Source organism: Streptomyces sp. SID3212 (assembly GCF_009865405.1).
In the GTDB taxonomy this organism is placed as follows: Bacteria; Actinomycetota; Actinomycetes; order Streptomycetales; family Streptomycetaceae; genus Streptomyces.
In genome coordinates this window covers 1-11,362 of record NZ_WWJY01000947.1, presented here as the reverse complement: position 1 = coordinate 11,362, position 11,362 = coordinate 1, and the positions used below count along the sequence as shown (strand labels likewise).

At 71.5% G+C, this 11,362-nt stretch carries 11 protein-coding genes; 3 read left to right on the top strand and 8 right to left on the bottom strand.

Annotated elements, in window-relative coordinates; translation table 11 throughout:
• Window positions 1–203: 203 nt before the first annotated feature.
• Window positions 204–1,361 carry a homoserine O-acetyltransferase gene (locus tag GT042_RS28360; protein ID WP_161311564.1) on the bottom strand — a complete coding sequence of 386 codons (1,158 nt, stop codon included), beginning with the start codon at window positions 1,359–1,361 and terminating at the stop codon, window positions 204–206.
• Between the two features lie 2 nt (window positions 1,362–1,363).
• Complete coding sequence (locus tag GT042_RS28355) at window positions 1,364–2,725, bottom strand: bifunctional o-acetylhomoserine/o-acetylserine sulfhydrylase (protein ID WP_161311563.1); 1,362 nt, start codon at window positions 2,723–2,725, stop codon at window positions 1,364–1,366.
• Window positions 2,726–3,078: 353 nt separating this feature from the next.
• Here GT042_RS28355 and GT042_RS40190 point away from each other — a divergent pair, with 353 nt between their 5' ends.
• Both GT042_RS40190 and GT042_RS28350 read left to right on the top strand, forming a co-directional pair.
• Window positions 3,079–3,189 carry a putative leader peptide gene (locus GT042_RS40190; protein WP_327233060.1) on the top strand — a complete coding sequence of 37 codons (111 nt, stop codon included), beginning with the start codon at window positions 3,079–3,081 and terminating at the stop codon, window positions 3,187–3,189.
• A gap of 155 nt (window positions 3,190–3,344) precedes the next feature.
• On the top strand, window positions 3,345–4,181 hold the full coding sequence (locus GT042_RS28350) for a glutathione S-transferase C-terminal domain-containing protein (protein ID WP_161311562.1): 837 nt from the start codon (window positions 3,345–3,347) through the stop codon (window positions 4,179–4,181).
• A gap of 66 nt (window positions 4,182–4,247) precedes the next feature.
• Here the strand turns inward: GT042_RS28350 and GT042_RS28345 are convergent, their stop codons facing one another.
• The 6 genes from GT042_RS28345 to GT042_RS28320 all read right to left on the bottom strand — a co-directional run bounded on the left by GT042_RS28345 (window position 4,248) and on the right by GT042_RS28320 (window position 9,773).
• The gene (locus GT042_RS28345; protein ID WP_345943956.1) at window positions 4,248–5,237 is read right to left on the bottom strand and encodes an ABC transporter substrate-binding protein; all 990 of its coding nucleotides are present in this window, start codon (window positions 5,235–5,237) and stop codon (window positions 4,248–4,250) included.
• Between the two features lie 79 nt (window positions 5,238–5,316).
• The gene (locus tag GT042_RS28340) at window positions 5,317–6,069 is read right to left on the bottom strand and encodes an amino acid ABC transporter ATP-binding protein (protein ID WP_161311565.1); all 753 of its coding nucleotides are present in this window, start codon (window positions 6,067–6,069) and stop codon (window positions 5,317–5,319) included.
• Between the two features lie 68 nt (window positions 6,070–6,137).
• Window positions 6,138–7,133 carry an amino acid ABC transporter permease gene (locus GT042_RS28335; RefSeq protein WP_161311561.1) on the bottom strand — a complete coding sequence of 332 codons (996 nt, stop codon included), beginning with the start codon at window positions 7,131–7,133 and terminating at the stop codon, window positions 6,138–6,140.
• Window positions 7,134–7,150: 17 nt separating this feature from the next.
• Window positions 7,151–8,092, bottom strand: coding sequence for an ABC transporter substrate-binding protein (locus GT042_RS28330; protein ID WP_161311560.1), 942 nt, complete (start codon window positions 8,090–8,092; stop codon window positions 7,151–7,153).
• A complete protein-coding gene (locus tag GT042_RS28325) occupies window positions 8,089–8,595 on the bottom strand; it encodes a GNAT family N-acetyltransferase (protein WP_161311559.1) in 507 nt (168 codons plus the stop codon). Before GT042_RS28325 ends, GT042_RS28330 begins: the two co-directional genes overlap by 4 nt.
• Entirely contained in the window at window positions 8,592–9,773 is a 1,182-nt protein-coding gene (locus GT042_RS28320) for an LLM class flavin-dependent oxidoreductase (RefSeq protein WP_161311558.1), read from the bottom strand. Before GT042_RS28320 ends, GT042_RS28325 begins: the two co-directional genes overlap by 4 nt.
• Window positions 9,774–10,358: 585 nt before the next feature.
• Between GT042_RS28320 and GT042_RS28315 the strand changes: the two genes are divergently transcribed.
• Window positions 10,359–11,362, top strand: a 1,004-nt coding sequence (locus GT042_RS28315) for an amino acid ABC transporter permease (protein ID WP_161311557.1), incomplete at its 3' end; no start/stop codon positions are given.

Sequence of the window (11,362 nt, the reverse complement as noted above, 5' to 3'; positions counted from 1 at the left end):
GGACCGGGGGCGGGACCCGGGGGCGTCCGCGAAGGGGTGTCCGGCGCGCGGCATACGGAGGCCGGCGCGTCGGCGGACCGGGCGCGTACGTCCGGTACGCGCCCGGCCCTCCGCGTGGCGATCGCGCGCGCCGTACGCCGTATGCCGCGCGCCATGTGCTCCGGGCGTACGAACCCACCCCGCGCCCACACCCCCCCGTCACCTCACGCCAGCAACTCCCGCACCAGCGCGCCCACCTGCTCCGTCTCGATGAGGAAACCGTCGTGTCCGTACGGCGACTCGACGATCCTCGGCCGGTCCGCGCCCGGCAGCGCCGCGGCCAGCTCCGCCTGCTGCGACGGCGGGTACAGCCGGTCGGAGTCGACCCCGGCGACCAGCGCGGGCATGGTGGCCCGGCGCAGCGCCGCGGTGGCGCCGCCCCGGTCCCGGCCCACGTCGTGGCCGTTCATCGCCTCCGTCAGCGTGACGTAGCTGCCCGCGTCGAAGCGGTGCGCCAGCTTGGCCGCGTGGTGGTCCAGGTACGACTCGACCTGGTAGCGCCCGCCCCGCCAGGGGTGTTCGCCCGGCTGCGGGGCGCCGCCGAACCGGGCGGCCAGTTCGGGCTCGCTGCGGTACGTCACATGGGCGATCCGCCGGGCCACCCCGAGACCGCGGTACGGTCCGGAGCCCGCCGGTGCGTCGTGGTAGCGGCCCCCGTGCCAGCCCGGGTCGGACCTGATGGCCCCGGTCTGGACGGCTCCCCAGGCGATCTGCTCGGCGGAGGCCGCGGCGGGACAGGCGAGGACGAGGAGGGACCCGGTGCGCTCCGGGTGGCCGACGGCCCATTCGAGCGCGCGCATCCCGCCCATGGAACCGCCGACGACGGCGGCCCAGCGGTCGATGCCCAGGGCGTCCGCGAGGGCCGCCTCGGCGGCCACCTGGTCCCGCTGGGTCAGGTACGGGAAGTCGGGCCCCCAGCGCTCACCGGGACGGGCCGCCCCGGGACGGAGCGACGAGGGGCCCGTACTACCCTGGCAGCCGCCCAGGACGTTCGGCGCGACCACGAACCACCGCTCGGTGTCGAACGGCAGCCCCGGGCCGACCAGGGCATCCCACCAGCCGCCGGTGGGATGCCCCGGCCCTGCCGGTCCCGCGACATGGCTGTCTCCCGTCAGCGCGTGCAGGACCAGCACCGCGTTCGAGGCGTCGGGGGCGAGGCGCCCCCACGTCTCGTACGCGAGTCGTACGGCGGGCAGCGAACCGCCCGCCTCCAGGGGGAGGGGGCGCTCCAGCGTCACCCAGGAGCGGCGGCCCGGCGGGTCCCCCTCCTGCCAGCCGGCGGTGGCCGGGGGGAGGGGACGTGTGGCCGGTTCGACCGACATCGTCAGGACGCCGCCTTGGCCGCGCGGAACCCGGCCTCCAGATCGGCCTTGAGGTCGTCGACGTTCTCCAGGCCCACGGAGAGCCGCACCAGACCGGGCGCGGTGCCGGTGGCCACCAGCTGCTCCTCGTCGAGCTGGCTGTGGGTGGTCGACGCCGGGTGGATGATCAGACTGCGTACGTCACCGATGTTGGCGAGGTGGCTGAACAGCTCGACGCCGTCCACGAACCGCTTGCCCGCCTCCACGCCGTCCCGCAGCTCGAAGGCCAGGACCGCGCCCGCGCCCCTCGGCAGGTACCGCTGCCCGGCCTCGTACCACCGGCTGGACTCCAGTCCCGCGTAGTGGACGGCCGAGACCTCGTCGCGCCGCTCCAGCCACCGCGCCAGCGCCAGGGCGTTGGACGTGTGGCGCTCGACGCGCAGGCTGAGCGTCTCGACCCCCTGGAGCAGCAGGAAGGCGGAGTGCGGGGAGAGCGCCGGACCGAGGTCGCGCAGCAGCTGGACCCGGAGCTTGATCGCGAAGGCGCCGGGGCCGAGGGCCGGCCAGTACTGGAGGCCGTGGTAGCTCGGGTCGGGCTCGTGGAAGTCCGCGAACCGCTCGGCGTGCGCGCCGAAGTCGAACGTACCGCCGTCGACGACCACGCCGCCGATGGTGGTGCCGTGCCCGCCGAGGAACTTCGTCGCCGAGTGGACCACGATGTCCGCGCCGTGCTCCAGCGGACGCAGCAGGTACGGCGTCGGCACGGTGTTGTCCACGATCAGCGGCACCCCGGCGTCGTGCGCCGCGTCGGCCACCCCCCGGATGTCGAGGACGTTGCCGCGCGGGTTGCCCAGCGTCTCGGCGAACAGGGCCTTGGTGTTCGGGCGTACGGCCGCGCGCCAGGCGTCGAGGTCGTCCGGGTCGTCGACGAAGGACACCTCGATACCGAACCGGGGGAGCGTGTGGCGCAGCAGGTTGTACGTACCGCCGTACAACGACGTGCTGGAGACGATATGGTCGCCCGCGCTCGCCAGGGTGAGGATCGCGAGGGTCTCCGCGGCCTGCCCCGAGGCGAGGGCGACGGCCGCCACCCCGCCCTCCAGCGCGGCGATCCGCTGCTCCAGGACGTCCTGGGTCGGGTTGTGGATCCGGGTGTAGATGTTGCCCGGCTCGGCGAGGGAGAACAGGTCCGCGGCGTGCTGGGTGTTCCTGAAGACGAACGACGTCGTCTGGTAGATCGGCGTCGCGCGGGCGCCGGTCGTCGGATCGGGTGCGGCGCCCGAGTGGATCTGCTTGGTCTCGAAGGACCAGGCCGCGGCGGGCTCCTGGCCGGAGATGTCCTCGGGGGTGTGCCCCGCGGTGACGGAGTCGACGGGCTGACTCATGGTGTGCCTCGCACGGTTCGGGTCGGGCGGCGGGAGGTGAGGTGGCGTCAGGCGTGGGAGAGGGAGAGGGAGACGGGGGAGAGGTCCACGCCTGACACGGACCCTAGAGAAGGTGTACGGCACCCGGCGGCGCACGGCCGGTTCGGCCACGAACCCGACATGTCCCGGTAACACAACACGGCCGCCGTTCACACGCGGAACACCACCCGTCACACACGCCCCGTCCCGCCCGCGGGTCCCACCCCCGCTCTCACCATGCGAGACGGCCCCGCCGGGGGACGCGGGCACCCTTGACGGGGCCCCCGGGCGGCCCGACACTCGACTGTGGGCATCTAGCGAACGGGTAGGCACAAATGGGTCGTTCGGGGCTGGACATCGATCGCGGGGCCGGCACGGCCCGGTCGCTGCCCCTGCTGACCTCCCGTCGCCACATCGACCTGCTCCGTGTCTGCAGCGCCGCGTAATCCTCCGAGCCGACACGGCACAGGCACGCCCTCCTCCGACCGGTAGCACCACGCGTCGCGCTCTCCCGCGCCCGCGTGCCCGGCCCGTGGTCCGCCCTGCCCTGCGCGTGTCGTGAGCGTCCGTCCGTCCGTACGCATCCACCGCAGGGAGACGCATGTCCCTCATCACACCCGCCGTCGCACCCACCATCCGCGGCAGGATCGGCTGCGACGCGCGCAGCGGCCACTACGCCGTGCCGCGCCGCTACCGCCTCCACCTGTCCCCGGCCTGTCCCACCTGTCTGGAGATCGCCGTCACCCACAGCCTGCTCGACCTCGGCGACACCCTCCCCGTGACCCTGCTCCCCGCCGTGCCCGACGGTCCCGGCGGCGGGTACGAGGCGCTGCTCCCCCTGTACGAGGCCACCTCGCACCACCACCCGGGGCCGGCCGCCGCGCCCGTGCTCAGCGACGGCTGGACCGGGCGGATCGTCAGTACGTACGTCCCCGACATCCTGCGTGACCTGTCGGTACGGTTCGGGGGCTCGGGTCCCGAACTGCGCCCGCGCGGCACGGAGGAGGAGATCGAGGCCCTCGCCCTGCTGTGCGAGCGGGACCTCGGCGTCAACGCGGGGATCGCGGGGCGGCCCGACACGGCGCCCGAGGACAGGGACCGCGCTCTGCACACGCTCTTCGCCGCGCTGGACACGCTCGAACAGCGCCTGGAGGGGCGGGAGTTCGCGCTGGGCGGTGACACGCCGACCGCCGCCGACGTCCAGTTGTGGGTGGCGCTGGCGTACCTGGACACCGTGCACCGGCCGCACCTGGACACGGTGGCGGCCCGGTGTGTCGCGCACTACCCGCGCCTGTGGGACTACGCGCGCCGGCTCGCCGCGCGGCCCGCCTTCGGCGCGCACCTGGACCTGGCGGCCGTCGCCCTCAAGTACCACGCGCGGTGCCCGTGTCCGGCGGGGGCGCCGGACACGGGCAGGGGAACGGGGCAGCTGGGCTGAGACCGGTCGGTGTGTGTCCACCGGCCGGTGGACACACACCGGCGCGAGGCGCCTACCGGCCCGGCGTCACTGGTTGGTCTTCGGCAGGCCGGGCGGGTTGAGCTCCGAGGACGTCACGGCCTCGTTGGAGAGGCCCCAGCGCTTGAGGACTTTTCCGTAACTGCCGTTCTTGATGACGGTGTTGAGGGCTTCGTGCACCGCCTTGATCAGGCCGTTGTCCTTCTTCGTGGTGGCCGCGATCTTGCCCTGGACGTCGGCCCCGCCACCGGAGTAGGTGCCGATGACCTCCGTCTGGCCGGTGGAGGCGGAGTGGTACGCGGCGACCGGGTTCGGCCCGAGGTAGGCGTCCAGGCGGCCCGAACCCAGCGCCAGGTAGTAGTCGGTGGCGTTCTGGTAGTACTTGATGTCGGTGGCCTTGAGGCCGTTCTTCACGTTCTCCTCGCTCCAGCTGACCAGCAGCTTCTCCTGGTTGGTGCCGGAGCTGACCCCGATCGTCCTCCCCGCCACGTCCTTGGGGCCCTCGACCTTCCAGCCCGAGCCCTTCTTGGCCTCGAACGCGAGGTTGTCGAGCCGGTAGGTGGCGAAGTCGTACTTCTCCTTGCGTTCCTCGGTGACGGTGATGTTGCTGATGCCGAGGTCGTACTTGCCACTGTCGAGCCCGACGAAGATGTTCGCCCAGTCGACGGTGTGGGACTTCAGCTTGAGCCCCAGCACGTTCGCGACCAGCGCGGAGATGTCCGTCTCCACGCCGATCACGGTCTTGTCGTCGGTGGCGTAGAAGTCGAGTGGCGGCGCGGAGCCGGCCGAGTTGACGACCTCCAGCGTGCCGCGCTCGCGGATGGCGGCGGGCAGGAGGGCCGCGACGGCGTCGACCTTGGGGGTGGTGAGGCGCTTCTGGTTGGGACTCAGGTCGAACTCGGCCTTCTTGGCGCCCTTCGCGGCCGGCGCGGCGTTGCTCACGGTGTCGTCGGCGGGGTCGCCGCAGGCGGTGAGGGTGAGGGCGGTGACGAGGCCGAGCAGGGCGGCGGCGGGACGAAAGGCGCGACGGGGCGACACGGTGGGCTCCTTGACGGGGACGGTGACGGTGACGGGGAACGGGGAGGAAAGGACGGTGAGGTAGGACGTACGGGAGAGGTCAGAGGACCTTCGACAGGAACGCCTTGGTGCGCTCGTGCCGGGGCCGGTCGAGCACCTCCGCCGGCGTGCCCTGCTCGACGATCACTCCGCCGTCCATGAAGACGACGGTGTCCGCGACCTCACGGGCGAAGCCGATCTCATGGGTGACGACGATCATGGTGGTGCCCGACCGGGCCAGATCCTTGATGACATCGAGGACCTCGCCCACCAGTTCGGGGTCGAGCGCCGAGGTGGGCTCGTCGAAGAGCAGCACCTTCGGCTCCAGCGCCAGGGCGCGGGCGATCGCCACCCGCTGCTGCTGGCCGCCGGACAGCTGACGCGGGTACACGTCGGTCTTGTCGGCGAGCCCGACCCGCTCCAGCAGCACCCGGGCCTGTTCGAGGGCCTGCTTGCGCGGGACGCGCAGCGCCGAGACGGGCGCCTCGATGATGTTCTCCACCACGGTCAGGTGGGGGAAGAGGTTGAAGTTCTGGAAGACGAAGCCGATGTGGAGGCGCTGCTTGAGCACCTCGCGCTCCTTGAGCTCGTGCAGTTTGTTGCCGGCCCTGCGGTAGCCGATCAGCTCACCGTCGATGCTGATGTAGCCCTTGTTGAGCTTCTCCAGGTGGTTGATGCTGCGCAGCAGCGTCGACTTCCCCGAGCCGGACGGGCCGAGCACCACGGTCACCTCGCCGGTGCGGACCTGGAGGTCGACCCCGCGCAGTACTTCGAGGGTGCCGAAGGTCTTGTGGACCCCGCGCACCTCGACCATCAGACCGCCGTCGGGCCCCTCGGCGCCCGCGCCCCTGCCCGGGCCCACCGTCGTCGTGTCGTTGTTGCTCATCGCGGGAAACCTCCGGTGGCGGCGGTGGCCCGCAGCTTGAGGACGAACGTGCGGGCACGCTGGAGCGGGGTGGGCGGGGGAGTGCGCTCGTGGCCCCGCGCGAAGTGCCGCTCCACGTAGTACTGGACGACGGACAGCAGGGTGGTCAGCAGGATGTACCAGGCGGTGGCGACCATCAGCAGGGGCACCACACGCCCGTTGCGGCCGTAGACCACCTGCACCTGGTAGAACAGCTCGCCGATGGCCATCACGGACACGATCGAGGTGCCCTTGAACAGGGAGATGACCTCGTTGGCGGCGTTGGGCAGGATGCCGCGCATCGCCTGCGGGAGCAGGATCCTGCGCAGCTGCCGCAGCCGGGGGATGCCCAGCGCCGCGGCGGCCTCCAACTGCCCGCCGTCGACGGAGATGATCCCGCCGCGCACGATCTCGGCGGCGTACGCGGCCTGGTGCAGCGCCAGACCGATGACGGCGGCCGAGAGGGCACCGACCAGGTTCAGTGTGTCGAAGCTCCACAGCACGGGACCGAAGGGGATCCCGACGCCCAGCTCCTTGTACAGGTAGGCCAGGTTGAACCAGAACAGCAGCTGCACGATGAGCGGGATGGACCGGAAGGCCCAGATGTACGTCCAGGCGACCGTCTGGAGGATCGCGCTGCGCGACAGCCTCATGAAGGCCAGGACGATTCCGAGCGCGAAGCCCAGGACCGTACCGTACGCGGTGAGTTGGAGGGTCACCCAGACGGCCTTGAGCACACTGTCGGCCGTCAGGTAGAGCGAGAAGGTGTGCCAGTCCCAGCCGGGGTTGGTGGCCAGGCCGTGGACGAACTGGGCGACGACGACGAGGGCGGCGACCCCGGCGGCCCACCGCCAGTAGTGGCGGGCGGGCACCACTTTCAGGGTGGCGAGTTCCTCGCCGTCCCGGACGGTTCCGGGTGGTACGAGAGATCCTGGCGGCGGCGCGGCCTGCGCGGTGCCGGTGGCGGTTTCCATGGTGGGCGCTCCTGCCGCTACTTCTTCTCGGGGGGACTGATCTCGGACTTCTCGATCGCGGAGTCCTGGGTGCCCCACCGCGCGAGGATCTTCTGGTACGTGCCGTCGGCGATCAGTTCGTTGACCGCGCCCTCGAACGCCGGGAGCAGCGGGGAGCCCTTCTTGAAGGCGAATCCCACGTCGAGCCGGTGGAACTCACCGAGGAACTTCACGCCCGCGGCCGGCTGGGCCGCCTGGTAGCGCAGCCCGTTGATGGTCGACATCACGATGTCGATCCGGCCCTGCTGGAGGCTGGTGAGGACGGCGCCGGTGTCCGAGTAGACCTTGACCGTGTACGGCTTCCTGCCCGCCTGCGCGCAGACCGACTTGTTCGCGTCGAGCGTCGCCTCGAAGGTGGTGCCCGCCCCGACCCCGACGGTCTTGCCGCAGAGTTCGTCGAGCTTCGTGACCTTCTGGGTGGTCGTGTCGTTCTTGCTGACCGCGAAACCCTGGCCGTCGTTGATGTACGTGACGAAGTCGATCGTCTTGCGACGCTCGTCCGTCACACCGAAGTTGCCGGTCCCCACGTCGTACTTGCCACTGCCGAGCGCCGGCAGGATCGCCTCGAAGCTGGCCTCCTGGCGCTCCAGCTTCAGCCCCAGGATCTTGGCGACCCCGTCGGCGATGTCGATGTCCAGCCCGACCGGCTTCTTCCCCGTCGCGTCGGGGAAGTAGGCGCTGGGCGCGGCTCCCACCGACGAGGCGATCTTGATGGTGCCCCGCTCGCGGACGTCCGCGGGCAGTAGCTTCGCCAGCGCGTCGTCCTTCTTGAGCGCGGCGACCACGTCACCCGAGGGTGCGGGGGACGCGGCGCCCGCCGACTCCTTGCCGGACGTGTCGTCCGTACCACAGGCGGCCAGGGCGGGCAGCAGCAGAAGGGCCGCGAGGACGGCGGATACCTGAGCGCGCACGGGTCTCATCTCTTTCCCCTCGACGGTGCGAGGTGTTTCTCGAACGGGAGCGGCCCGATGGTCTCGGGGTCGGCCGTCGTGTCGAACAGCGGTGTGTAACCGGTCCGCAGGTAGAGGCCCTTGGCCTCGGGCTGGCGCGGCCCGGTGGTGAGGTAGACCCGCCGGTAGCCGCGCGCGGCGGCGATCCGCTCCAGCTCGGCGACGACCCGCCGGGCCAGCCCGCGCCGCCGGTGGGCGGAGTGGGTCCAGATGCGCTTCAGCTCCGCCGTCGCGGGGTCGTAGCGGCGGAACGCGCCTCCGGCGACCGCCTCACCCCGCTCCAGCAACAGCAGCAGCACGCCGTGCGGCGGGTCGAACTCCGCGGCCGGGTAGCGGGCCATCTCGGCGTGCGCGTCCTTGCCGTACCGCGCGGCGTACTCGTCCCCCAGCTCCCGCAGCATCGGCCTGGCGAGCGGGTCCGTGACGGTGGCCGTGACCCAGGTGAGCCCGCCCGGTTCGGCGACGGAGGTCATCGCCCGGCCTCCGCCAGTCTCCGCGGGCCGCTCTCGGCGCTCGCGGCGTTTTCGGTGTGCCCGGCGCGCGCGTCCCTCGCGGCCTTCTCCGCGTCCCGCTTCGCGACCTCTTCGCGCACCAGCGGGATCACGTGGCGGCCGAAGTCGATGGCGTCGCCCAGCAGGTCGTAGCCACGGGCCGAGAGGATGTCCACCCCGAGGTCGTAGTAGTCGAGCAGCGCCTGGGCGACCGTCTCCGGGGTGCCCACGAGCGCGTTGGAGTTGCCCGCGCCGCCCGTGGCGGCGGCGGTCGGCGTCCACAGGGCGCGGTCGTACCGCTCGCCCGCCTCCGCGATCGCGATCAGCCGCTGCGAGCCGGTGTTCTCCGGCGCCCCCCGGCCCCGGCCGCGCCTGACCACCGCGTCCCCCCGCTCCTTGCGGGCGTTGATGGCGGCCACCGTGCGGTGCGCCTTCTCCCAGGCGAGTTCCTCCGTCGGCGCGATGATCGGCCGGAACGCGACCTGGATCCGGGGCGGGGTCGTACGGCCTGCGGCGCGCGCCGCGGCCTTCACGGCCTCGATCTGCTCGGCGGTCTTCGCCAGCGGCTCGCCCCACAGGCAGTAGATGTCAGCCTCGGCGCCCCCGGCGGCGTACGCCGCCTCGGAGGAACCGCCGAACGACACGTTGGGCCGGGGCTGCTGGACCGGGAAGACGTCGCTGACGAAGTCGTGGAACCGGTAGTGCTCGCCCTCGTGGTCGAAGGGCTCGTGCGAGGTCCAGATCCGCTTGACGATCTCGATGTACTCACGGGTGCGGGAGTACCGCTGGTCCTTGGTGAGTGTGTCCCCCTCGCGCCCCTGCTCCTGGTCGCTGCCCCCGGTGATGAAATGGACCGTCAGCCGGCCGTCACTGATCCGGTCCAGGGTGGCGAACGTCTTCGCGGCGAAGGTCGGGTACGACACGTTCGGCCGGTGCGCCAGCAGGAGTTGGAGCTTGTCCAGGTGCGCGGCGATGTACGCGGCGGCCGGGGCGGGGTCCGGTGAGCCCGACCCGTACGCGAACAGCACCCGGTCCCAGCCGTGGTCCTCGTGGGCCCGTGCGAGCTTGAGTGTGTAGTCCTTGTCGAACGAGGCACCGGAGCGGGGATGGGTCTCCGAACCGTCGTGGGTGGCGGCTATCCCGAGGAACTCCACAGGCATGGTGGACCTTTCGTACAGAAGAGAAGCTGGGAGAGACCGGTCGTGGTCATGCCTCAGGGCCGCGGGAGCGGAACCGGAGCAGGGAGGGACCCGACAGGGTGGCACCGAGCAGGTGAGAACCGGACTGGCGCGACGACGTGATGACGTGACGAGGCGTGACGAGCGTCAGGGGAACGACGGGGTCGACGGCAGCGCGCGCCCGGTGAGGAGTGGAGTCTCGGCCCGCGAGGGGGTCACCGAGGGAGGGAAGGGGCCGGTCAGGCGGCCCGCTGCCGGGTCAGGCGCAACACGAGGCGGACCACACTCGACCGAAGTCGATGTGTCCGCGGGTGACCAACGGCAGCTGCTTCTGCATGGAGCCAATTGAGCATGGCCCGTACGGGGAAGTCAACCGGCGTTCGCACTGTGGTCGGGCCGTGGCCGGGCGGAAAAGGACTTCTTGACAGACCTCCCGTTTCCGCACGTACGATCGAAGGGATGACGGTCCGGTGGCAACACCGGGACGTGACGGCCGTGTTGAGGGACGCGGTGCGCGTGATGACACCCGCTGGCCACCGCCGACCACCTCTCCCGTGGAGCCCCTCCATGTCCGTCTCTCCCGACGTCCTGCCCGCGGCCGGCGCCTCCGCGCCGCGCCGCGCGAACGTTCCCCCGTCCGCCGACGACCTCACCCGTATCGTGCCCCGCCGCCATGTCGGCCGGTGGCTCTCCGCCGTTGTCGCCCTGCTGGCCCTCGCCATGGTCGTCAACTCGGTCGTCCGCAACCAGCGGTTCCAGTGGTCCGTGGTGGGCGAGTACTTCACCACCCCGGCCGTCCTGGACGGGCTGGTCCTCACGCTCTGGCTGACCGCCGCCGTGATGGTCCTCGGCTTCCTCATCGGCACGGTCTTCGCCGTCCTGCGGCTGTCCGCCAACCCCGTGCTGCGCACGATCAGTTGGGGGTACGTGTGGATCTTCCGCTCCACCCCGCTCCTGGTGCAGCTGCTGTTCTGGTTCAACATCGGCGCGCTCTACCCGACGCTGGGCCTCGGCATCCCGTTCGGCCCCGAGTTCCTCACCGTCAAGACCGTGAACCTCTTCGGTGCCAGTCTCACCGCGCTGATCGGTCTCACCCTGCACGAGGCCGCGTACGCCGCCGAAGTCGTGCGGGGCGGCATTCTGTCCGTCGACCCGGGCCAGACCGAGGCCGCCGCCTCCCTGGGCCTCGGCCGGTGGCGGGTGCTGCGCCGGATCGTCGTACCGCAGGCGATGCGGTCGATCGTGCCCACCGCGGGCAACATGCTCATCGGCACCCTCAAGGGCACCAGCATCGTCAGTGTCCTCGCGGTGCAGGATCTGCTGTTCTCCGTGCAGTTGATCTACAACCGCACCTACCAGGTCATTCCGCTGCTGATGGTGGCGACCATCTGGTACATCGCCGTCACCAGTGTGCTGTCGGCGGGGCAGTTCTACGTCGAGCGGTACTACGCGCGCGGCGCAGCACGCGCGTTGCCGCCCACCCCCCTGCAACGGCTGCGCCGCCAGGGCGCGTCGCTGACCGTACGCCTCCGCAGGGCCACCGCGTCCGACGCGCCGCCCCGGCCGGGCGG